The organism is Micromonospora yasonensis, from assembly GCF_026013475.1.
GTDB lineage: Bacteria > Actinomycetota > Actinomycetes > Mycobacteriales > Micromonosporaceae > Micromonospora > Micromonospora yasonensis.
This window is the reverse complement of the sequence record NZ_JAPDPH010000116.1, coordinates 1-22,212: the sequence shown is the minus strand read 5'-3', so window position 1 is coordinate 22,212 and position 22,212 is coordinate 1. Positions and strand designations below refer to the sequence as shown.

The 22,212-nt window shown below is 69.8% G+C and carries 20 protein-coding genes, 1 tRNA gene and 1 pseudogene; 9 read left to right on the top strand and 13 right to left on the bottom strand.

Going from position 1 to position 22,212, the window contains the following annotated elements:
- Positions 1-614 precede the first annotated feature (614 nt).
- From ONA70_RS22055 to ONA70_RS22045, 3 genes are all read right to left on the bottom strand, one after another.
- Entirely contained in the window at positions 615-1,502 is an 888-nt protein-coding gene (locus tag ONA70_RS22055) for a pentapeptide repeat-containing protein (RefSeq protein ID WP_265008371.1), read from the bottom strand.
- On the bottom strand, positions 1,502-3,157 hold the full coding sequence (locus ONA70_RS22050; RefSeq protein WP_265008370.1) for an NACHT domain-containing protein: 1,656 nt from the start codon (positions 3,155-3,157) through the stop codon (positions 1,502-1,504). The genes ONA70_RS22055 and ONA70_RS22050 overlap by 1 nt, the downstream gene beginning before the upstream one ends.
- 1,016 nt (positions 3,158-4,173) lie before the next feature.
- Positions 4,174-5,505: a multicopper oxidase family protein gene (locus tag ONA70_RS22045; protein WP_265008369.1), complete on the bottom strand. Its 1,332-nt coding sequence runs from the start codon at positions 5,503-5,505 to the stop codon at positions 4,174-4,176.
- 352 nt (positions 5,506-5,857) lie between these two features.
- On the opposite strand from ONA70_RS22045, the gene ONA70_RS22040 reads away from it, so the two are divergent.
- On the top strand, positions 5,858-6,583 hold the full coding sequence (locus ONA70_RS22040; protein ID WP_265008368.1) for a hypothetical protein: 726 nt from the start codon (positions 5,858-5,860) through the stop codon (positions 6,581-6,583).
- Positions 6,580-7,110, top strand: a complete 531-nt coding sequence (locus ONA70_RS22035; RefSeq protein WP_265008367.1) for a hypothetical protein — start codon at positions 6,580-6,582, stop codon at positions 7,108-7,110. Before ONA70_RS22040 ends, ONA70_RS22035 begins: the two co-directional genes overlap by 4 nt.
- Positions 7,111-7,166: 56 nt before the next feature.
- On the opposite strand, the gene ONA70_RS22030 is transcribed toward ONA70_RS22035, so the two are convergent.
- Both ONA70_RS22030 and ONA70_RS22025 read right to left on the bottom strand, forming a co-directional pair.
- Complete coding sequence (locus tag ONA70_RS22030) at positions 7,167-8,813, bottom strand: hypothetical protein (RefSeq protein ID WP_265008366.1); 1,647 nt, start codon at positions 8,811-8,813, stop codon at positions 7,167-7,169.
- A 217-nt stretch (positions 8,814-9,030) separates the two neighbouring features.
- Positions 9,031-9,120, bottom strand: a tRNA-Ser gene (locus ONA70_RS22025).
- 75 nt (positions 9,121-9,195) lie between these two features.
- Here ONA70_RS22025 and deoD point away from each other — a divergent pair.
- The 3 genes from deoD to ONA70_RS22010 all read left to right on the top strand — a co-directional run bounded on the left by deoD (position 9,196) and on the right by ONA70_RS22010 (position 11,116).
- A complete protein-coding gene (deoD, locus tag ONA70_RS22020; protein ID WP_265008365.1) occupies positions 9,196-9,903 on the top strand; it encodes a purine-nucleoside phosphorylase in 708 nt (235 codons plus the stop codon).
- A gap of 110 nt (positions 9,904-10,013) precedes the next feature.
- Complete coding sequence (locus ONA70_RS22015; protein ID WP_265008364.1) at positions 10,014-10,652, top strand: TetR/AcrR family transcriptional regulator; 639 nt, start codon at positions 10,014-10,016, stop codon at positions 10,650-10,652.
- Positions 10,649-11,116, top strand: a complete 468-nt coding sequence (locus ONA70_RS22010; protein ID WP_265008363.1) for an acyl-CoA thioesterase — start codon at positions 10,649-10,651, stop codon at positions 11,114-11,116. The genes ONA70_RS22015 and ONA70_RS22010 overlap by 4 nt, the downstream gene beginning before the upstream one ends.
- Before the next feature lie 45 nt (positions 11,117-11,161).
- Here the strand turns inward: ONA70_RS22010 and ONA70_RS22005 are convergent, their stop codons facing one another.
- The 4 genes from ONA70_RS22005 to ONA70_RS21990 all read right to left on the bottom strand — a co-directional run bounded on the left by ONA70_RS22005 (position 11,162) and on the right by ONA70_RS21990 (position 13,070).
- Complete coding sequence (locus ONA70_RS22005; RefSeq protein WP_265008373.1) at positions 11,162-11,614, bottom strand: nucleoside deaminase; 453 nt, start codon at positions 11,612-11,614, stop codon at positions 11,162-11,164.
- Between the two features lie 175 nt (positions 11,615-11,789).
- Positions 11,790-12,317, bottom strand: coding sequence for a tRNA adenosine deaminase-associated protein (locus ONA70_RS22000; protein WP_265008362.1), 528 nt, complete (start codon positions 12,315-12,317; stop codon positions 11,790-11,792).
- A gap of 118 nt (positions 12,318-12,435) precedes the next feature.
- Positions 12,436-12,606: a hypothetical protein gene (locus ONA70_RS21995; RefSeq protein WP_265008361.1), complete on the bottom strand. Its 171-nt coding sequence runs from the start codon at positions 12,604-12,606 to the stop codon at positions 12,436-12,438.
- A 71-nt stretch (positions 12,607-12,677) separates the two neighbouring features.
- Entirely contained in the window at positions 12,678-13,070 is a 393-nt protein-coding gene (locus ONA70_RS21990; protein WP_406601228.1) for a hypothetical protein, read from the bottom strand.
- Positions 13,071-13,172: 102 nt separating this feature from the next.
- On the opposite strand from ONA70_RS21990, the gene ONA70_RS21985 reads away from it, so the two are divergent.
- Entirely contained in the window at positions 13,173-13,925 is a 753-nt protein-coding gene (locus ONA70_RS21985) for a M23 family metallopeptidase (RefSeq protein WP_265008360.1), read from the top strand.
- A 70-nt stretch (positions 13,926-13,995) separates the two neighbouring features.
- Positions 13,996-15,066, top strand: coding sequence for a PHP domain-containing protein (locus tag ONA70_RS21980; RefSeq protein ID WP_265008359.1), 1,071 nt, complete (start codon positions 13,996-13,998; stop codon positions 15,064-15,066).
- A 96-nt stretch (positions 15,067-15,162) separates the two neighbouring features.
- Here the strand turns inward: ONA70_RS21980 and ONA70_RS21975 are convergent, their stop codons facing one another.
- Complete coding sequence (locus tag ONA70_RS21975) at positions 15,163-16,137, bottom strand: DMT family transporter (RefSeq protein ID WP_265008358.1); 975 nt, start codon at positions 16,135-16,137, stop codon at positions 15,163-15,165.
- Between the two features lie 233 nt (positions 16,138-16,370).
- Between ONA70_RS21975 and ONA70_RS21970 the strand changes: the two genes are divergently transcribed.
- Positions 16,371-18,041 carry a DUF885 domain-containing protein gene (locus ONA70_RS21970; RefSeq protein ID WP_265008357.1) on the top strand — a complete coding sequence of 557 codons (1,671 nt, stop codon included), beginning with the start codon at positions 16,371-16,373 and terminating at the stop codon, positions 18,039-18,041.
- A 65-nt stretch (positions 18,042-18,106) separates the two neighbouring features.
- Here the strand turns inward: ONA70_RS21970 and ONA70_RS21965 are convergent, their stop codons facing one another.
- The 3 genes from ONA70_RS21965 to nudC form a co-directional block, all read right to left on the bottom strand.
- Positions 18,107-19,669 carry a DUF6114 domain-containing protein gene (locus tag ONA70_RS21965; RefSeq protein ID WP_265008356.1) on the bottom strand — a complete coding sequence of 521 codons (1,563 nt, stop codon included), beginning with the start codon at positions 19,667-19,669 and terminating at the stop codon, positions 18,107-18,109.
- A gap of 80 nt (positions 19,670-19,749) precedes the next feature.
- Complete coding sequence (locus tag ONA70_RS21960; RefSeq protein ID WP_265008355.1) at positions 19,750-20,298, bottom strand: DUF6230 family protein; 549 nt, start codon at positions 20,296-20,298, stop codon at positions 19,750-19,752.
- Positions 20,299-20,749: 451 nt separating this feature from the next.
- The gene (gene nudC, locus ONA70_RS21955) at positions 20,750-21,673 is read right to left on the bottom strand and encodes an NAD(+) diphosphatase (protein ID WP_265008354.1); all 924 of its coding nucleotides are present in this window, start codon (positions 21,671-21,673) and stop codon (positions 20,750-20,752) included.
- 188 nt (positions 21,674-21,861) lie between these two features.
- Here nudC and ONA70_RS21950 point away from each other — a divergent pair.
- Positions 21,862-22,212 (top strand): annotated as a pseudogene (locus ONA70_RS21950) (VanW family protein); the annotation flags it as partial.

Here is a 22,212-nt window from a genome sequence, read left to right as displayed (position 1 = left end):
TCCCGCGATGGCCGTCTCTTACACCACTCGCGCGGACGCGACCTCTTCTTGCGGCCGCCACTGCCTTTGATCAAAGCCGCAGCCGCTTTACCCGCGTAGTCCGCGGTGAGGCACCGTCTGATGATCAAGCTGAGGCCTATCAGGCTGCATTGAGACGCATGGCCGGCGAGCGAGTAGCCCTCGCACGGCTTGCCCGCGATGAGGCGGGTAACGAGGAGGTCGTGTTCGGATTCGACCGGGCGATGGCCGAGTCCGAGTCCGAGACTCGACCGTCATAGCTCCCAGTGCTTCCCTTTCGGTTTGGTCCGGCCACAGGTAGCGCCGGGAACGCTGTCGACAGCAACGCTGACAGCAACGCCGCCGGACAGGGGCGTATCAGCGAGCGTGGAGACGAACGCAACTCCGAGCTGGCGACCGTTCCCGGACATGGGCGGACCTGCTGCACAGAGCTTGTAAACGAGATGTCACGCCTGCCAGCTCGTGGCGCAAGACGTCTGCGGTGCCGATGTCTCGAGGGCCTTGCTGTCGGTGCGAAAATCACACGGTCATGGATGCCATCGTCACCCCCGCCGCGGTCAAGTCTATCCTCGTGTGAGATAGCGACGCTCCGCTCCTCAACTAGTACCGATGGCAAGCTTGCTGAGACCGAAGTACGCACGGAATGCATTATCAAGATTGGTTTCTTCAGAGAGCTGCCGCAGAGGTAGCCTGCCCGCAACGGTGGGCTCCAGGGTTCGTGAGGCTCCACTGCGATCGTACGAGGCAAAACCAACGGAAACTAGAAGATCGACGAATCGCTGCGCCGCCGCCGGCTCCTTTTGTGAGACGCCCCTCTGGGTCAACCCAAGGAGTTGACTCTGGCCTCCCTCTGAGAGTCGCCGTGCTATTTTTCTCGCAATTTCATAATGAGGATGAGCCATTGCGACAAAGATGTTCGGGACTTCCGGCGTGTAGGCTCCACGATACTGCAGTAGCCCCATTGCTCGGCTTCCGGTGAACTCACGGCCCGATTCCTTCACGTACAATCCCTCTTCGGCGTTCCGGAAATTCGCGCCGGCAAGGCTGGCATCGGTGAGGTCGACGTCCAGCAGACTCGCGCCAGTGAAGTCGACATCACGCAGATCTGCCGACGAGAAATCAATGCTCTCCAGCCACGCGCCGTCAAAGCGAGAACCGCGCAGATCCATTCCGACGAAGTTGCATTCCACTAGCACGGCTGCGCGAAAAGACCTTGCCATTGCTCCTTCTACGCCGTTGGCAACTTGCCAACGTTCGAAACGACAGTGATCTAGAACGCCGTGGGGGCCGATCAATTCGGCCAGTAGTTGATCCGGCGTACCTGTCCAGTCTGTATAGCGAGCCGACCAGAGCAGGGCCAAAGTGGGTGCCAGTGCCCCCGGATCAAAGAGGCCCCATTGTGCCGCTAGCTGGGCTGAAGCATCAACCTTCAGCCTCTCCGACTCGCCGCTTAGGAAAGCATACATGGTGTCTGTAATTCGCATCAGATAACCGGTTCCTTCCGCTCGCTGAGGCAGTGGAGCAGGTATTCGACGACCAAGAACTCGCGCAAGGAGTTATGGGAGAACCGCCAGCCTTCCTTGCCGCCGACCGAGACGCGAGTGAGTGTGGCAGATGACCGCAAGTCAGCGTAGATGGTCTGCCGTTCACCCTCACGCTCAGATGGCGGGAGGCGATCAATGCGATTCTTAAAGACCTCGGAGATGAGCCGCATGAAGTCTTTCTCCTCATACATTGCCAAATCTGCCTGGCTCAGCCTCATCGCCATGCGCTGCAGGAATAGCCGCCGTGACTCCACTGGCATAGCTGGCGAGCGGCGACGGTCCCGAATCATGAGCTGATCTACGATCAGACGGAAGCAGCCGAACTCTGTAATTGACGCGTCGCGCCCAGCAGTGTCCCTATTGGCTAACAAGTCTGCCAACTCTACCAGGTAACTGATGATGACTGGCTTGCCACCTAGGGCCCGTATCCCATCGTCGGTCGGCCGCGAGACCTTGCGTAGAAGGCCAAGGACAATCGATACCCTCTCCTCATCAGAGCCCAACTTTCGCCGGACGAGCGCCTCTGTCTGTTCTTCGTCGAGGTCCTGCAGCCTACGCTCATTGCGCTCTAAAAATTGGCGTTGAAACAGCGCGTCAAGTGCCGCCTCCGCTGTATAGTCCTCGACAGCTGAGATGCCGGCTTCGGACAGTGAGCTATAGAGTGTCTCGAGTACGTGAAGTTCCTCGGCCTCTGAGAAGTAGTTAGGCCGAGAAGTCAGGATGCCCTTCGCTCCATCACGACCGAGGCGTGCCAACGCCTCGAGACAAACACGCCTCTCAAGAAGATGCATGTATTGGGCCATCTCGTCATATCCGTCGAGGATAAGGAAGATTCGCCCCTTCGAGATGAGCGAGGAGAAGTAGTGAATCGGCACATGTCCCAGGCCATTGTCATCTAGGAACTTGTGAAGAAGAGACGAAACGTCGAACTGCTTTGTAAAGTCTCTGAGCTCAATCCTGACCGGTATCGGTGCGGAGGGATCCGCTCGATTCATCGCCATGAGCCGCCTCAGCATCATCTGACTTAGAGCGGTCTTACCTGTGCCATACTCACCCACCACGATTAACCATCCAGCGCTAACCGAGGTGTTAGAAGCCCAGTTATCCAACTCCACCAGGGCCTCGGTAAGTCTTCCGTCTTGCTCGAATTGAGGATGTTCATAAACGTCAGCCAGCTTCTTGAGCTCGTCGGCTAAGCTACCCTCATCCAGAACGGCTCTTTGATAGGGCAGAAACTTTTCAAATTTGGCCGCAAGTTCGGCGTAGGTCAGTAGCTCGATGTCTGCAGGCGCCCGGCCCTTCACTGACTGCGTGAAACCCTCAAGCGAGACGATCAGGAAGACGCATCCCGGATATCGCTCTTTGCACGCTACGTACTTCGTTAAGTCCTTGCCGTATTTGGTGTTGTCAACATACTCGACTGTAACCTCGATGAATATCGGCTTGGCAAATGGATCCCCGAGAGGAACCGCCCGCAGGTCAACGCTTGCATCGTTGACGTGAAGCGGCCCTGAAACCTCGTAGTTGTTGAGCCTAAACAGCTCAGCGACAGCGCGCTCAAGTTGATCCGGCTGCATTCGTGGACCCTTCGACATCTGGTGAGTGTCTCCCTTGGACGTACGCTAGACCACTCAACTCAAGGAGGTACTCCTACAGAGGGACAGAGCTTGTAGCGCAGGATGCCGGCGGTACCAGCAGAGCGGCCACGGACACACAGACGCGCTGGCTAATTGCTGCGCGGCCCTGATGGCTGACCTCTCAATGCAGCTCTGACCCCTGCGGCGGCACCGCTGACACCTCCTGGCCTACAGGCCCCAGAAGCTGTGCCGCCTGCCAGGCTGGAGAAAGAGCAAGGAGGGAGCGAGAGCCTCCACGGTGTGGATGGCTGGTAAGGAACGGCAAGCAACAGGCGCGCGCCCCCGCTGCTCCACCCGGAACCTCACTCGTCGATACCATGAACTCGGTTCCCCGGACGGGGGTCGTTCCTCTCCGCGGTTCGTGCTCGCTGCAGCTCCTACGCCCCCCGCTCCCGGCACAATGGAGGCTGCCGCGGCTCCTCCGGCCGAGTATCCGTGTCTACGGTCTCGACCTGGTCCTCGGACGGCGTAACTCGGGCGAGCAGGTCGCCGGAATGGACGTGCCGCAGGCGAGCGAACTCCTCGTCCGTCGACCGCTCGGTGCCCCTCGATCGTCACCCGTCGCCGACCTTCTTCGTCGGGCTCCATCGTCCCAGCTGGGGTCGTCTCAGTTCCCGGCTCGTTCACGACCGGCCGCCGGCAATCACCAGGGTCCACCCACTCGTCCACACCTGCGGCACGAACGCTGTGGACCGGACACGAACCGCATCGGGCAGACTTGGAAAGCGTGTTGGGTTCACACCCTCACGAGTTCGAATCTCGTATCCTCCGCTCTCTTGAGCAGCACAAACGGAAGGGCCGTCCCCCATCAGGGGACCGGCCCTTCCGTCGTCGCTACAGCCACTCTGCTCTCACTTGCCCCATTCGGGTGGTTCTGCCGACGGCCCGTCGCCGGCCGGCACGGCGGGAGACGCAGAGCGGTCCGCCGAAATGCTGGGCGATGTCCCGGCGGGCCGCAGCCTGGTGGCGCGTCGTCAGAGAACCTCCATCTGGGCCATCATTCCCTCGGACGAGTGGTCGATCAGGTGGCAGTGGTACACGAACCTACCCTTGTAGTCGGCGAAGGTGGCCTGGAGCCGAACCGTCTCGCCGGGGTTGACGACGACGGTGTCCTTCCAACCGGACTCGCCCGGCCCGGGCGGCGCACCGTTCCGGTCGAGCACCTTGAACTGCACGAGGTGGATATGGAAGTCGTGCGGGATGCCGAACGCGGTGTCGAGGTTGGTCACCTGCCAGATCTCGGTGGCCCCGCGGCGAACATAGGCGTCGACGCGGTTCGGATCGAACGACTTACCGTCGATCTGAAACTGGAAGGTCGCCGGGTTCAGCCCGAGGCTGATCGTGCGGTAGTAGGTCGCCGGCGGGAGCTCGGGGGCCGGGGCCAGTTGCGCGGGCACCGTGGAGTCGTCCGTCGCCGACCAGGTCACGTCGAACCGCATCAGCGACCGGTTGGAGTCCTGGTCGCCGTAGGTGTTCTCCAGCACCAGCTGCGTACCGATCGGGAACTTGGAGAAGTCGACGACCACCTCGACCCGCTCCCCGGGCCACAGCGGGATGGTGTCGGTGCGGTACGGGGCCGGGAGCAGGCCACCGTCCGAGGCGATCTGGACCACTTCCTCGCCGTTGCCGAGCCGAAGCTGGTACGCCCGCAGGTTCGAGGCGTTGACCAGCCGTAGCCGGTACTTGCGCGCGGCCACCCGCAGATATGGCTGTGGCCGCCCGTTGACCAGCACCGTGTTGCGGTTCTGGAAGTCGCCCAAGGTCCAGATCATCGATCCGTCCGCGGCGAACTGGGCGTCCCGCAGCATGATGGGCACGTCGAACTGGCCGTTCGGCAGGCCGAGCTGGGCCTCCGCGGGATCCTCAAGCAGGTAGAGCCCCGCCAGTCCCCGGTAGACGTGCTCCGCCTCCATGTGGTGTGCGTGGTCGTGGTACCACAGCGTCGCCCCGCGCTGCCGGTTGGGATAGATGTAGGTCTTCTGACTGCCCGGCTGGATCAGGTCCATCGGGTGACCGTCACTCGCCGCGGGCGCATGGGCGCCATGCAGGTGCACCGCGGTCGGCTCGTCCAGCATGTTGGTCTGCACCACGACGGCAGTGCGCCCGGTGCGGGCCCGGATCGTGGGACCGATGAACGAGCCGTTGAAGCCCAGCACCGGTGTCGTCAGCCCCGGAATGATCTCCGCAGTGGTTCGGCGCATGTGGAGGTAGTAGTAGTCGGTGTCGCTGTCCGATTTCGTTGGCGCGATCGTCGAGGGCAGGGGCATCTCCACGCTGAACGGGGTCGCCGCCACCGCGCTACCCACGAAGGGGAGATCATGGCGATGCCCGGGAATCACGTGGTCATGATGAGTGGATGGTGCGGCGGAGGTCGCGGTGCCGGATGAGGAGACCAGCAGAGCACCGCCGGCCGCCAGTCCGCCCAACTCGATCAGTCTTCTCCGGGAAACCATGGGCTCGTCCCTTCCGTCCCGCTTCAGCGAGAGCTCGCCGGGTATCCAGATCCATGCGGCTGGTCATCGCCGCGAAACGGTCGACGGACCCGCCTACTCAGGCGAGCTCAAGCTAGGAGCGACCGCTCAAAAAGCCATAAGGTATCGATAGAGGGCAATAAGCTAATCTGTTCCGTCGACCGCCCGTGTACGCCGAGAGGATCGGATGAGTTACCAGCTCAGCGCGGTCGTGGCCGACGTCGAACTGCTCCGCGAGCAGACCGTCGACCTGGACCACGCGGTGCTCGCCGCGCTCCGCCAGGACTTCGCGCTGCTGCCGGTCACCCCGCAACTGGTCGAGGAGTTGACCGGCGACCTGCCGGACTTCGCCACCGATGAGCCGTCGGCGGCGCAGCCCTTCCAGCTCGTCCTCGGGCCGGCCCTGACCGGCAACGGCTCCAGGTCGCGGCGCGGCCAGAGGCCGGCCTTCATTCGGTCCGGAGCGCCGCCCAGCGGCGCCGAGGCCGAATCACGGCCGGCAGCCGAGCTGGAGTTCTCGCAGGTGCTGGCCCGCTGGTCGCGGCAGGGTCCGGTGGCCTACCTGGAGGCGGAGTTCGCCGGTGGTCTGGGCCACCAGGCGGCGGTGGTCTGGCAGGACGGCGAGGTGAGCTGGGGGCCGTGCTTCGACCGCACGCTGGACCGGCCGCGCTCCGAGTGGCCGATCAATGCGGCGCTGGCCCGGCTGGGCGCCGAGCCCGGCCCGTGGATCGACCCGTTCGCTGAACTGGGCCTGCACCTGGAGTGCGGCACCGCCGGCTGGCTGGCGCACGGCCGGCGCGGCCTCTCCGCCGACTACTGGGACGAGCTTGCCGAGGAGTGGGAACTGCGGCAATCCGACCCGGACCAGCAACCTCTTCGCCCCGGTCCCGTTGGGGACTGGGGGATTGCATGAAACTGCGACAATTCGGCTTCATCGCCGCACTCACGGCAGCTGCCTCGATCGCCGGTAGCGGCGTCCGTCCACAGGGGCCGGACGTACCGGCCCGACCGGTCGGCGCCGCCGAGGTGGTCGGCCTGGACGGGCTGCGCAACGCCGAGTTCGGCGCCACCGAGAAGGAACTGACCCGGCGCGGGGTGCTGCGTACGGAGGTGGACGCCTGTGGGCCGACGTTGGCCGGGCACGGGTCGGTCAGCCCGGTCTTCGTCGACGACCGCCTCGTGCTCCTCTGGCTGGACGACCCGATGAGTACGCCCGAGGGGATCAGCGTCGGTAACCCGGTCGACGAGGTCCGGGCCGCCTACCCGGCGGCGGTCGACCTGGCCGCGCCACAGGGGGCGTACCGGTTCGACGGGCTGCTCGCCCGCGACGGCGACCGGGCGTACCTCTTCCTGCACGACGGGACGACGGTGCGCAAGGTGATCGCCGGGTACGCGGACTGGGCCCGCCGCTTCTTCGACGAGGGCTACGGCCCCTGCTGACCCCCGCAGCGTCGAAGCGCCCGGAGGGACCCGGGCGCTTCGACGTCAGGGCGGACTCAGTACAGCGGGCCGCCGCTCTGCGGCCCGGCGATCCGCAGGCCGTACCGCTGGGGCCAGACGTGGTCGCTGCGCATGCCCAACCCGGTCCACGTAGTGGGCTGCGGCACGAGCCCGCCGAGGGCACCGTAGAACGGCGTCACCGACCCGGACGGGTAGCCGGCGACATCCCCGGTCACCTCCTCACCGGGCGCCGCGACGACGGCGTCCAGCCCGCCTCTGCGGTCGAGGTTGAGCAGTGCGACCGAGGCGCCGAACTTGTCCTCGCGCTCGGCCGAACCCGGGACGCCCGACTGGCCCTGGTAGAACGCCTGGGCGCCGCTGCCGGTCAGTCCGGCGGTGGAACCCTTGAGCAGGGTGACCGAGCCGGCTTCCAGCGCCGTCCCGACCCGCTCGCCCGGCGCGCCGACCAGCACGTCCGCCCTGCCGTCGCCGGTCACGTCGCCGACCGCGAGCGCCGCCCCGAAGCGGTCGCCGCCCTCCGGCGATCCTGGCACCCCTGAGGTGCGTTGCGTGATGACCCGGACGGCGCCGCTGGACAGACCGGCGGAGCGGCCGGTGAAGACCACGACCAGGCCACCGTTGATGCCCGGGGTCTGGGCACCGGGCGTCCCGGCGATCACCTCGCCCAGCCCGTCACCGTTCACGTCACCGACGGCGAGCGCCTCACCCAGATACCAGGCAATGGTGTCGACCTGGTCCATCGCCCCGATCAGCGCCGCGCCGGTCACCGCCGTGGCGCCGGTGGTGGACACCCCCGTGGCCGAGCCCCACATCAGGGTGACCACGCCGCTGCCGTTCACGGAGCTGCCGTCGTCCTCGTGGGGAGCGCCGATGACCAGGTCGGCGTACCGGTCGCTGTTGACCTTCCCGATCGCCAGGGTGTAGCCGAAGTGGTCGTTCGGCTCGGACGTACCGGGCACCGCCGACTGGTCCTGGCTGAAGAAGACGGCACCGGTGGCCGTCAGGCCGGTCGCGCTGCCAAGGAGAACGCTGACCGAGCCCGCGCCCTTCTTGGTGCCGATCGACTCCCCGTACGCGCCGATCGCGAGGTCGTCGCGGCCATCCCCGTTGATGTCACCGGCCGCGAGCGCCCCACCGAACCGGTCGAACTCCTCCGGGTCACCGGGCACCCCGGGCGAGCTCTGGCTGAAATGGCGCGCCGAGCCGGCGACCAGGCCCGTGCTGCTGCCGGGGATGATCCAGACCCCGCCGGCGTGCGCCCCGTTGCCCGGATCCACCTCGTCCTGGTCACCGATCGCCAGGTCGTCGTAGCGGTCGCCGTTGAAGTCGCCGGCCACCAACGCGGTGCCGAAGCAGCTACAGCCGCCGCCGGAGTCCAGAACACCCAGGAAGTAGTCGACCTGCGGCGCGGAGGAGTAGCGCACGGCCACCACGCCGGTCGGATTCTTCGGCAGGGTGTAGTTGAACGGGTCTCCCATGGCCGCGAGGTCATCCACGCCGTCGCCGTCGAAGTCCGAACGCGTGGTCCCGGTCGCCAACACCGGGCGGGGACGGAGGAAGCCCGTCTTCACCACCCGGTCGTACTGCAGGACGACGCCCTCCCGGCTGATCGTCTGGACCTGGTCCGCCGCCTCCGCGGGGGCACTGAGTGCCAGCCCGCCCAGGATCGCGAGAACGGACACACTGGCAGTTTTCCGCCGCAAGAGAACCCCCCCCCCCGTTCGATATGGGCGTGTGTCAGCACACTCTAGAGGAGTGGATCAATGATCGACGTCGACCGAGTGGTCGGCACGGGCGGGCTGAAGATGCAAACCGGAAGTAGCTGGTTCCGTTGACGACCCGGACCGCCGCCTGAAGCGAAAAGCCCGGCTGATCACATGATCAGCCGGGCTTTTCGGTTGGCGGTGGCGGCGGGATTTGAACCCGCGGAGGGCGTAAACCCTCACACGCTTTCGAGGCGTGCTCCTTAGGCCACTCGGACACACCACCGCCGAGTAGGGTACAGGACCCCGGGCCTGGACGCCGAACCGGTATCCCCGGGCCCGGCCTGGCAGGATCTTTGCCATGAGTACGCACATCGGCGCTGAGCCGGGAGAGATCGCCGAGCGGGTCCTGATGCCGGGTGACCCGCTGCGGGCCAAGTGGATCGCGGAGACCTACCTCGAGGATGCCCGCTGCTACACGACGGTCCGCGGCATGCTGGGCTTCACCGGCCGCTGGAACGGCGTCGAGGTTTCCGTCCAGGGCTCCGGCATGGGCATGCCCTCCGCCTCCATCTACGCCCACGAGCTGATCAACGAGTACGGCGTGAAGACGCTGATCCGGGTCGGCTCCTGCGGCGCCCTCACCGAGGACCTCCAGTTGCGGGACGTGGTCGCCGCGATCGGGTCGTCCACCGACTCGAACATGAACCGGATGCGGTTCGACGGTCTGATCGACTACGCCCCGGTGGCCGACTTCGGGCTGCTGCGTACCTCGGTCGAGGTGGCCGAGCGGCGCGGCATCACGATGCGCGTCGGCCCGATCCTGGCGGCGGACGCCTTCTACACCGATCGGCCGGACCTCTACGACGCCCTCGCCGACTACGGCGTGCTCGCGGTGGAGATGGAGTCGGCGGCGCTCTACACGATCGCCGCCCGGTTCAAGGCCCGCGCGCTGACCATCCTGACGGTCAGCGACCACATCAAGACCGGCGAGAAGACCACGTCGCAGGAGCGCGAGCAGACCTTCGGCCAGATGGTCGAGATCGCGCTCGACACCGTCATCGCCTGACCCGTCCGAGCCCTCGACCGCCCCGCCACCGTCCGGTGCCGGGGCGGTCGGCGTTTCACGTCACAGAAATTAATACGACCGGTCGTGCTTTTTTCGGTTACGCTGCCGGCATGACGTCCGACGGCCGCGTGGCCCGCGGCGACCGCACCCGCACCGCGGTGCTCGACACCGCCGTGTCGCTGGCCACCGAGGTGGGCCTGCACGGGCTCTCGCTGGCCCAGCTCGCCGACCGGCTCGGGGTCAGCAAGTCCGGCCTCTTCGCGCACTGGCGGTCCAAGGAGGCCCTCCAGCTCGCCACCGTCGAGCGGGCCGTGGCGCAGTGGCAGGAGTGGATCGTCGCGCCGGCCCTGCGCGCCCCGCGCGGCGTCCGGCGGATCAGGGCGCTGCACGAGGCCCGTATCGACTTCTACGCCGCCCGGGTGCTCCCGGGCGGCTGCTTCTTCGCCAACACCGAGTTCGAGTACAACGCGCGCCCCGGCCCGGTCCGGGACCGTCTCGCCGAGGCGTTCGGCCGCTGGACCAACCTGCTGGAACGCCTCGTCCAGGAGGCGGTCGACCTCGGGGAGCTCCCCGCCGACCTGGACGTCCCACAGCTGGCGTACGAGATCGACGCGCTGGGGATCAGCGCGGCGATGCGGTCCCGGTTGCTGGAGCCGGAGGCCACCTACCGGCACGCCCGCCAGGGCCTGCTGCACCGCCTCCGGGCACTGTGCCCCGACCCGACCCTGCTGATGGAAGGTCCCTCATGAGCCACGCCACCGTCGACCGGCCGGTCGTCGAGTTCGGTCACGTCGAGCACGTCACGGTGCACTTCGACGACCTCGACGCCCTCGGCATCCTGCACAACGCCCGGTACGCGGTGCTGCTGGAACGGGCGCTCACGCCGTACTGGGCCAGCCGGGGGCACGGCTTCCAGGGCCGCGACAGCTCGCCCGACGTGTTCCACGCGGTCCGCGAGTTCACCATCCGATACCACGTCCCGATCGCCACCACCGGCCCGGTCGCGGTGCATTTCTGGCTGGAGCACTTCGGCACCAGCAGCGCCGAGTACGCCTTCCGGTTCCGCTCGGTCGACGGCGACACGGTCTACGCGGAGGGCACCCGGGCCATCGTCCGCCTCGACCCGCTGACCCTGCGCCCGGCACCGTGGACCGACGCCGCCCGCGCGGTCGCGGCCACCCTCCTCCGCCCGATACCGGGACGGAGCTGTTAACCGGGGGCCCCTGCTCTACCGGAGGCGCTAAAAGGGGGCCCTTCCTTACCGGAAAAAGGCGCGGAGGAGGGCGGCGCTCTCCGTCTCCAGGACACCGCCGTAGACCTCGGGGCGGTGGGTGAGGCGGCGGTCGCGCAACACGTCCCAGAGCGAGCCCACGGCGCCCGTCTTCGGCTCCCAGGCACCGAAGACCACCGTCGAGATCCGGGCCAGCGCGATCGCCCCGGCACACATCGTGCAGGGCTCCAGGGTCACCACCAGGGTGCAGCCCTCCAGCCGCCAGCGCCCCAGCCGCTCGGCGGCCCGGCGCAGCGCCAGCACCTCGGCGTGCGCGGTCGGGTCCCCGGTCAGCTCGCGCTCGTTGCGCCCGATCGCCAACTCGGCGCCGTCCGGGCCGTAGAGCACCGCGCCCACGGGCACGTCCTCGACCGTTGCGTCGCCGTCCGCCGGCGGAGCGGTGTCCGGGCCGGTCACCGCGATCTCCAGGGCCCGGCGCATCCACAACTCGTGCCGCTGCCGGCGGCCCACCCCGCCCGGGTCGGCCAGCCCCTCGTCCGCGCCGGGTCCGACCCGGCCCGGCCGGCCCGGGGTCGGCTGCCCCGGGCGTACGGTCTCCAGTGCCGGATCGGTGACGTCCGCCGGCTCGCCGCCGCCGGTCCACGGCCCGGCCGGATCAGACCTCACGCAGCTCCTCGACCTCGTCCGCGCAGCCCAGCACCTGGCAGATCTCGGCGGTCACGTCGGCCGGCATCATGCCTTCGTGCCCGCAGAGGGCGAGCAGCTTCTGCGCCGAGATACCCAGGTCGGCGAGGATGTCGGCGTCGCCCACCGGGTCGGCCTCCGGGTCCACGGCCGGCTGCTCGGCCTCCTCGTCACCGCCGGTCCCGGCGCGCGGCTCCTCGACATCCTCCAGCCCGATGACCGAGGTCTTCAGGTCGCCGACCAGCAGCGCGCCGAGCTGGGACTCCTCCGCGTACGCCGAGTCGGAGCCGAAGATCCGCAGGTCCTCGCCCTCGTCCAGGCGCAGGATCACCAGGTACGTGTCGTCGGCCTCGACGAAGAGCAGGGACAGGTCGGCGTCCGGCTCGACGTCGCGCAGCCGGTCCGCGACCTCCTCGATATCGGTGACGCCCCGCAGGCTCACCTCGTCGGCGGTCCAGCCGCCCTCGACGCGCGCCACGGCAGCAGCGAAGTACGACACGGTCCCCCCAAATTGGCCTCGGCAGCTCGCCGACTCGTCACGCGTGCACGTTAACCGGTCGGGTCGGCAGGCGACCGGTCAACGCCCCGAAGGGCCGGCCGTTCCTGGAGAAAGTCGGTCAGCCGGCGACGCGCCGGCGGGTGGCGATGAGCTGGCGCAGACGCTCGGTGTTGACCCGCTGCGGCCGCTCGCGCTGACGTACCGCGCGGGCACCGGCCAACTCGGCGAGGAGTTGCAGGCGGCGGCGGCTCCGCTCGGGGTCGAGCCGCGGCGGGGTGGTCCAGGCCATACCGCGAGCGTGAACCGTCACCGCGCGTACGTCAAGGGGCGTTCGCTGCGCAGCGGCACCCGCACCCAGGGTCACCAGAGCGGCCAGTTCCCGCTCTGTGCCCAGCGCACCACGACGATCGCCGCGGCGATGCTCCAACCACCCGCGGTGACGATCGCCACCCCGGTCGCCACGCCCCGGTCGCCGTACCGGACCAGCGCCAGGGCGGCCAGCCAGGCCAGCCCGCCGGCGATCACCGTCCACCACGCGTAGCTGGTCACATCGTGGCCGAGCAGGCCGAACAGCAGCAGCCAGGCGAAGGCCGTGACGGCACCGGACGCGACGCCGGCACCGGTCACCGGGTACGGCTCCCGCCAGACCGGTCGCATCGGCACCCCGCCCGGGAAGAGCCCGGAGGGGGTGCGCGGCACCGGACGACCAGGGCCCGGAGCGGTCTCCCCGGGTGCGGCGGGCCAGCCGTTCATCGCCCCTGCTCCCTTCACGGATCGTGCACGCGCCGAGGTCACGCAGCGCGACCGAGGCGTTCGGCGTTCGTCCCCACCGTACTGGTCTGCCAGGATGACCGGATGCGCTCGCGATCGATCGGCCGCCGTCCGCGTTCGGCGTATCCGATCCTGCTGCTGCTCATGCCGGCCCTGGTCGCCGGGTGCGCGCCGGCCACCAGCCCGACGGCCGTCCCGGACAGCTCCTGGCAGTCGCCGAGCCTGCCGACCACCGCAGCGCAGCCGACGGTGTCGCCGAGCGCCGCCCCGACCTCCACGGCCCCCACGCCGACCCGGACCAAACCGAGGCACGTCTTCCCGGTGAAGGCGAGCAACGTCGCCTACCACCCGACCCACTCCGTCTACCCGGGGACGGACATCTTCGCCGACTGTGGCGAGCCGGTCGTGGCGGTCACCGACGGCCAGATCCTCGAGGTGAGCCGGGTGGACCGGTTCTCGAAGCGCGGCCCGCTCGGCCCGTACAACGGGGGCCTGTCGGTGTCGCTGCTCGGCGACGACGGGGTCCGCTACTACGGGTCGCACCTGAGCGCGATCGCCGACGGCATCGACGCGGGCGTACGCGTCCACGCCGGGCAGCAGCTCGGCAAGGTGGGCCGCACCGGCAACGCCAACAACGTGTGCCACCTGCACTTCGGGCTGTCCCCGAAGTGCACCGGCCACGACGACTGGTGGATCCGGCGGGGCGTGGTCTGGCCCGCCCCGTACCTGACCTCGTGGCGCAAGGGCGGCAACCGTGGACCGGCCGACGAGGTGGCCGCCTGGCAGCAGAAGCACGGCTGCCCGAAGGCCCCCACGACGACCAGCGGCGCCGGCTGAGCGCCGTCCACTCCCGACACCCCACGGCGGCACCCGGCGGCCGGCGAGGCGAGCGCGTAGGTTGCTTGGCATGACTGCCCGGGATCCCATCGCCGACCTGCGCCGGATCGCGTTCCTGCTCGAGAAGGCGAACGAGGCCACCTACCGGGTCCGGGCGTTCCGGTCGGCGGCCAACGCGCTCGCCGCGCTGCCCGCCGGGGAGGTGGCCGAGCGCGCCCGGGCCGGGAAGCTCACCGAGCTGTCCGGGGTCGGCGACGTCACCGCCCGCTGCGTGGCCGAGTCGCTGGCCGGCGAGGAGCCGGTCTATCTGCGCCGGCTGGTCGCCACCGAGGGCACCGACCTGGACGAGGCCGCGGCGAAGCTGCGGGACGCGCTGCGCGGCGACTGCCACACCCACTCCGACTGGTCGGACGGCGGGTCACCGATCGAGGAGATGGCTCTGGCGGCGGTCGAGCTGGGCCACGAGTACCTGGTGCTGACCGACCACTCGCCCCGGCTGAAGGTGGCCCGGGGGCTGACCGCGGAGCGGCTGCGCAAGCAGCTCGACCATGTGGCGGCGGTGAACGAGGCGCTGCCGAAGGGCTTCCGCATCCTCACCGGTGTCGAGGTGGACATCCTCGCCGACGGCTCGCTGGACCAGGACGAGGAGCTGCTCGCCCGGCTCGACGTGGTGGTCGGCTCGGTGCACAGCGGCCTGAACGACGAGCGGGCGAAGATGACCCGGCGGATGCTCACCGCGATCGCCAACCCGCACCTGGACATTCTCGGGCACTGCACGGGGCGGATGGTGTCGTCCCGGCCGGCGGGGGTGACGGGCCCGGGCGACCGGGGGCACCGGGCGCGTACCCGGGCCGAGAGCGACTTCGACGCGGATGCCGTCTTCGCCGCCTGCGCGGAGCACGGCGTCGCCGTGGAGATCAACTCCCGGCCGGAGCGGCAGGACCCGCCGAAGCGGCTGATCCGCCGCGCCCTGGAGGCCGGCTGCCGGTTCGCCATCAACACCGACGCGCACGCCCCAGGGCAGCTCGACTGGCAGCGGTTCGGCTGCGAACGCGCGGCACTGTGCGGCGTGGCGGCCAGCCGGGTGGTCAACACCTGGAAGGCGGACCGCCTGGTGAAGTGGGCCCGCGACCGCCGCTGACCGGCACGTTCCCACCCGGGCGCCACCACCTCGCCGACGTGGCGGCATACCGGGCCGCCCGACACCGCCGGATCGCCGACGGCATCCCGGCCCGCTTCAGCGTCGGGCGGCCGGCTCGGCGGCCGGCACGGCCGGCGCGGCCACCGCCTTCGGCCGGCGACGGCCAAGCATGCCCTGGGCGACCGCCACGCCGACGAGCACGATCAGCGCGCCCACCGGCTGGTGCCAGTTCATCCGCTCGCCGAGCACCACGGCGCCGACCAGCACCGCGAAGACCGGGATCAGGTACGTCACCGTCGACGCGGTGCTCGCCCCGGCCACCCGGATGTTGCGCAGGTTGATCACGAAAGCCAGCCCGGTGCCGAGCGCACCGAGCGCCAGCACGCTGGCCACCACCCGCAGGGAGAGGCCGCTCGGCGCCGGCGGCGCCCCAGCCACCAGCGGCGCGACCACCGCGAGCTGCGCGGTCGCGACCAGCAACTGCGCGGCCGACAGCGACAGACCGGAGTAGGCGCTGCCCGCGATGAACTTCTTCTGGTACGGGATGGCCACCCCGTAGCAGGCCGCCGCACCGAGGCACATGAGCTGGCCGGTGAAGTGCGACCCGCCGACGCCCTCCCAGACGCCGAGCACGACCAGCACGCCGGCGAAGCCCAGCGCCAGGCCGATCGCCCGGCGCACGGTCAGCCGCTCGGTGCGGAACACCAGCACCGCCAGCGGCAGCACGATCAGCGGCGTAGTGGCGTTCCAGATGCCGGCGAGCATCGACTCCACCCGCTGCTCACCGAAGCCGAACAGGGTGAACGGCAGGGCGACGCCGAACGCGGCGACCACCAGCAGGTGCGCCCAGACCCGGGGCTCGCGGGGCAGCCGGTCGCGCAGCACGGCCAGCACCACCAGCAGGGTCGCCGCGCCGGTGGCGACCCGGTAGAGGGTGAGGTGCACGGGGTGCAGCTCGGTCACCCCGACCTTGATGAAGAGGAAGCTGGAACCCCAGATCACGCCGAGCGCGAGGAAGCCGGGCAGCCAGCTGCGCAGCGCTGCCCGGTCAGGAGTCAAGTCGGCCGTCACCCCTGACACTCTGCCGCAGGGGTACGACGAAGTCCCGCGAAAATCGGACGCCGTGTCGACCGCCACAGCAACCGGCTCACCTTGGCAGCGTTGACCAGCCGAGGCGGTGGCTCGGGGGCAGCGGCTGCAGTCCGACCTGTCGTTCCCGATCGACTTCGACCCGGCGGATCTGCTGCCGTGAAGACGGCAAACACGGTCGACACCGGGGTGGCGCGGTCACGTAGGGTCGCATGGTGGGACGAATCGATGACCTCGCCAACCGGTATGTGGCCGACTGGGCGCCGCTGAGCCCGACCGGCGCCACCTACGTCGGCATCGCCGGCTACGACGACCAGCTCGACGACCTCTCCCCGGAGGGGTACGCCGCCCGCGCCGATCTGACCCGGCGCACCCTGGCCGACCTCGACGTGACCGAGCCGGACACCGAGGCCGAGCGCACCGCCAAGGAGGCGATGCAGGAACGCCTCGGCCTGGAGCTCGCCCGGCACGAGGCCGGCGAGACGACCAGCGAGGTCAACGTGATCGCCAGCGGGCTGCACGACCTCCGCATGGTGTTCGACCTCATGCCGACCGAGGGCGACGACGCCCGGGCCAACATCGCCGCCCGGCTCAACGGCTTCCCGGCGGCGCTGGAGGGCTACAAGCGGACGCTGCGCGAGGCGGCCGCCGCCGGCAACGTCAGCTCGCGGGTGCAGCTGGTCGAGGTCGCCAAGCAGTGCGACATCTGGACCGACCCGAACGGGGACAACTTCTTCCACGGCCTGGTCGAGCGGCTCGGGGCCGACGGCACGCTCGGCGCCGAGCTGCGCAAGGGCGCCGCCGCCGCGACCGGAGCCACCGCCGAGTTCGGGCAGTTCCTCCGCAACGAGCTGGCCCCGCAGGGCCGGGAGAAGCAGGCCGCCGGGCGGGAGCGGTACGAGCTGGCCTCGCAGTACTTCCTCGGCGCCAAGGTCGACCTCGACGAGACGTACGCCTGGGGTTTCGCGGAGCTGGCCCGCCTGGAGGCGGAGATGCGTGCGGTGGCCGCCCGGATCGTCGGGCCGGGCGCCAGCGTCGGCGAGGCCGTGCGTGCCCTGGACGCCGACCCGGCCCGCACGATCCGGGGCAAGGAGGCGTTCCGGGACTGGATGCAGGCGCTGGCCGACAAGGCGATCAGCGAGCTGCACGGCACCCACTTCGACATCCCGGAGCAGGTCCGCCGGATCGAGTGCTGCCTCGCGCCCACCAGCGACGGCGCCATCTACTACACCGGCCCGAGTGAGGATTTCTCCCGACCGGGCCGGATGTGGTGGGCGGTGCCGCAGGGCATCACCGACTTCTCCACCTGGCGGGAGGTGACCACCGTCTACCACGAGGGCGTGCCGGGTCACCACCTCCAGGTCGCCCAGACCGCCGTCCGCGCCGAGCTGCTCAACCGCTGGCAACGGCTGCTCTGCTGGGTCTCCGGACACGGCGAGGGCTGGGCGCTCTACTCCGAGCGGCTGATGGACGAGCTGGGCTACCTGGAGGACCCGGGCGACAAGCTCGGCATGCTCGACGGGCAGGCGTTCCGCGCCGCCCGGGTGATCGTCGACATCGGCATGCACCTGGAGTTGGAGATCCCGAAGGACAACCCGTTCGGCTTCCACCCCGGCGAGCGCTGGACCCCCGAGCTGGGCTGGGAGTTCATGCGGGCGCACTGCCGGGTGCCGGACGAGAACCTGCGCTTCGAGCTGAACCGCTACCTCGGCTGGCCGGGGCAGGCCCCGTCGTACAAGGTGGGCGAGCGGATCTGGCTCCAGGCCCGGGACGAGGCGAAGGCCCGCAAGGGGGCCGACTTCGACCTCAAGGAGTTCCACCGCCAGGCGCTCGACCTGGGCGCGCTGGGACTCGACCCGCTGCGCCGGGCGCTGGCCCGCCTCTAGCACAAGAAAACGGCCGGGCGTCGGAGGTGACCTCCGGCGCCCGGCCGTTCTCCGTGCTCGGCGGATCAGGCCAGGTCGAGCGTGAGCTTCGGCGTGGCTGTGAGCGTCTTCGAGTTCTCGTACGCCAGCCGGATCTCCGGGTCGGTGAAGGTGATCGGCAGCGGCGAGGTGATCGGGAGGCCGTCGGGGAACGGCAGGTCCGGAGCCAGCGTGATCTTGACCCCGAGCAGGTACCCGACGAAGCGGGTGGCGTAGAAGGCGACGTCGCCCTCAACGGTGAGCCGATCGGTGCGGTACCGCTGGTGCTTGCCGGCAGGGCCGCTGGCCAGGAGGGTGAAGTCGTCCGTCACCGCCTTGTCCATGGTGAACTTCAGACACTTGAGCGTGCCGTCGCGGGTGGGCAGCTCGACGATCCCCTCGAACCGCAGCCCGGTCATGGTCAGCTTGGAGCCGGTGAGCTCGGCGGGCGGATCGGCGACGATCGGCTGGTCCGGCTCGGCGGCGATCCGCGGCAGCGGCTTGCCCGCCTCGACCGGCTTCGGCCTGGTCGGCCGCGGGCCGGCGCAGGGGTTGCCGCCCGGCTTGGTGGTGGGCTTCGCCGACGAGCTGGCGCTCGGTTCCGGGGCGGCGCTGGTGGCGCTCTCGGTCGGGGTGGCGCCGGTCGCCAGCGGCTCGGCGGCGGCCGGCGCGGCCGAGGTGCTCGGCGCCGGGGTGGGCGACGGCTCGGCACTGCCCGAGTCGCCGCCGGTGAACAGGCCGGTGATGCCGTCGATGATGCCGGTGAGCAGGTTGCCGTCCGAGCTCTGTTCCGGCGTGGGGCTCGGGCTGGCCGAGGCCGAAGCGGAGCCGGACGGGCTCGGGGCGGCGGAGGCGGTGGTGGTCGGGCAGGCGGCCGGGGCGGCGAGCGCGGGCTGCTCACCGCGGAGCGCGAAGAGGCCGGCCGCCGAGACGCTGGCGAGCACCAGCAGGATCGCGTAGAGCCTCGGGTCGCGGTGCCCGCCCTCGGACGCGTCCGGGCCGACCGCCGGCGGCACCTGCGTGGTGTCGGCGGGCTGGGTGGGCGGCGGCTCACGCAGTGGGTTGCGCGGCTGGGGCAGCGTGTCGGTGAGCACGCCGGTCGTCTCGTCCTCGCGCTGCCGGGGCAGCAGCTCGTCGATGAGCTCCGGTTCGTACTCGTCCGCGGTCTCCGTCTCGGCCGGCCCGGCCTCGGCCACCGGCTGCGGGGCGGGGGCCGGCTTCTTGGCCGGTACCCAGGCGAAGCCGAGCGCGCTGCCGACCATGCCGAGCAGGAGGCCGATGAAGAAGCCGCCGAGGTTGACCCCGATCAGCGAGTAGACCGCGGTGACCGCCGCGACGATCGCGTAGAACATGCGCTGCGCCGGGCTGAACCAGAGCAGCATCCCGCAGGCGACGAGGATGACCGGGATCAGCCAGGACAGGAAGCCGGTCGGCCCCATCTGGAAGGTGAGGCCGTTCAGGCTCATCTGTGTGGTGCCGAAGATCTCCAGGCCGGCCAACGCGGTGAAGAGCCCACCCCAGAACGGCCGGGCCCGCCGCCATTGGCGGAACCCGCGCCACGCCTGCCCGAACCGGCTGGGCCGCGCGTGGTGCGTCTCGGCGGTTGTCACGTACTCCTCCTGGCGGTGCTGACGGGGCGAGACAAGGCCGAGGCCCGCGGAGGGCGCCCTCCGCGGGCCTCGGCGTCAGATCAGAAGCAAGGCTTGGCGCTAGCGCCGATGTTGAGCTTCAGCTTGAGGCCGGTCAGGGTGAAGGTGCCGGCGCTGGTGGAGCGCGCCACCTGCTTCAGGTCGGTGATGACGACCTTGTCTGCGCTCTGGCCGAAGGACTTCGCCTTGGCCTCCGGGCTGAGGTCGGTCGCGTCCCGGCCAATCTGAATGTTGGTGAACACCGCGTCACCCTCGAGCGAGTCCATGGAGATCAGCATGCCGCTGGCCTTGGCTGGGTTGCCGTCGCCACCGGCGTTGATGGTCAACACGATCGGCACGCCCGGCAGACTGGCGTCGACCGACTGGCAGAGGTCGTAGAGCTTGGCGTCCGTGATCTCGGAGATGGCCACCGGATGCGGGGTGCCGTCCTTCTCCGTCACCACGCCGCCGTACTGCTTGAAGCCGTCGCCGTCGAGCTTCGACGCGCTGACCTTGAAGGTCTGGCCTGAGACGGCGAACGAGGCGGCGATGGCGCCGTTCGCCATGCCCAGCACGATGCCGCCGGCCACGACGGTGGCCGGCACCATCATCGCGGCGAAGCGACGCCAGCGGGTGCCACCACTCACCTGACGATCTTCCGATTCACTCACAAGGTCCTCCTCGACGGGGATGCGTCACCGGCGCGGGGGCGCGACTCGGGACGGGGAAAGCTGCGGGGCGGCGCGGCGACCGTTGTGCCGACGGGGGCCGCAGTACGCGGATTGGATGTTCTCGCGAAGCGACACACCTCACAAGCCCCTAGCTACTGGCCGGTAACAGGCTCGTGGTAACAAGATCGTCGGGGGTTACCAACGGTTAACATCCCGGCGGCAAGGAGCCCCGGTCAAACCGACTCGATTACGACAGGAAGGCCGGCAGGTCTCACCTGTGGTAGCTATTGCTGACTTACATCACAGTTCCGTAACGGGAGCCTGACAAACCGCTGAGGGTGAGGCGGCTATCACCCGTCCGGCCGGCCCCGCTGACCCGGTCGGTGGCGCCTCAGCCCCGTCGGTCCAACCAGGACCACAGCAGATGGTGGTCGATCGAGTCGATCCGGCCGAGGGGACGACCGTCCGCCACCCGGGCCCGCAACTCCGCCCGGGTGAACCAGCGCGCCTCCACCACTTCCTCGCCGTCCACCCGCACCTCGGTCGAGGTCGCCGTCGCCCGGAAACCCACCATCAGCCCGGCCGGGAACGGCCACGCCTGCGAGCCCTGGTACGCCATCCCGGCCACCGTCACACCGGCCTCCTCGGCCAACTCCCGGCGGACCGCGTCCTCCAGGCTCTCGCCGATCTCCACGAAGCCGGCCAACGTCGACCAGGACGCCTCGGGCGCGCCCCGGTGCCGGGCCAGCAGGCAGCGCCCGGGCTCGTCAGGTGCCTCGACCAGCATGATTACCGCCGGCTCGATCCGGGGAAAGAGCAGCCGGCCGCAGCCGGGGCCGGTGCAGGAACGTGTGTGGCCGCCGTCCCGCGCCGCCGTGGCCGCCCCGCAGGCACCGCAGTACCGCTGGCCCCGGTGCCAGTGCAGCAGCCCCTTGGCGTACGCCTGGACGGCCGCGTCGGCCGCCCCCAGCCCACCCACCAGGGCCCGGACGTCCACCGCCTCGGCTGCCCCGGCGAGGGCCAACGCCTCGGGCTCGGCGCGGCCGGACAGATCCACGGCGAAGACCGCCCGGCCGGCGTCCAGGCCGAGGAAGACCGCCTCGTCGGCAGCGGCGAGCAGCCCGGCCGCGTCGACGGCGGACCGCCGCACCGGCAGCCGCTCCGCCGACACCAGGCAGCGGTCCTGCCAGAACGGCAGCAGCACGCTCTCCCGGTCGGTCAGCCGCGCGACGACCCACCCCGGATCACTCCGCAGCCTACCCGCCCGGTCCAGCCATCCACCGCCGTACGCCAGGCCGCGCTCATCCGTCCGCACCCGCACACCGTCCCACGATCCGGGCCCGGGTGGGCACCCCGGGCCGGGTGAGCACCGCGACACCGCGCCGCCGCCGACACGCTGCGGGGCGACCCCCGGACGGACCCTCCCGGCCGGCTCGAGCGTTGGTTACCGTAGGTGTCTCCTGGGGCAGCGGTCCCCACCTGGTACTTCCGATCGAGGTTGCTGTGACGCTGTACGGGGAAAAACTCCCGCCCGCCGACGACCGGCCCACGGTGAAGGTCACCGCGGTGAGCTGGCCGGACGACGAGCCGGAACCCGGCGTCGCACCCGGCCCGCTCCAGCCCGACCGCGGCGCCTGGTTCCGGCGGGGACGGGTGCTGCTCGCCGGCGGGATCGCCGCGGCCGTGCTCGCCGCCGGAGTCGGCGCCGGCGCCTGGGCGTACGCCGGTGACGTGCCCCGGGGCACCACGGTGCTCGGCGCCGAGTTGGGCGGCCGGAGCCGGGCCGAGGCGGCCCGGGCGCTCCGGGCCGAGCTGGACCGCCGCTCGGCGGAGTTGAACGCCCCGATCAAGATC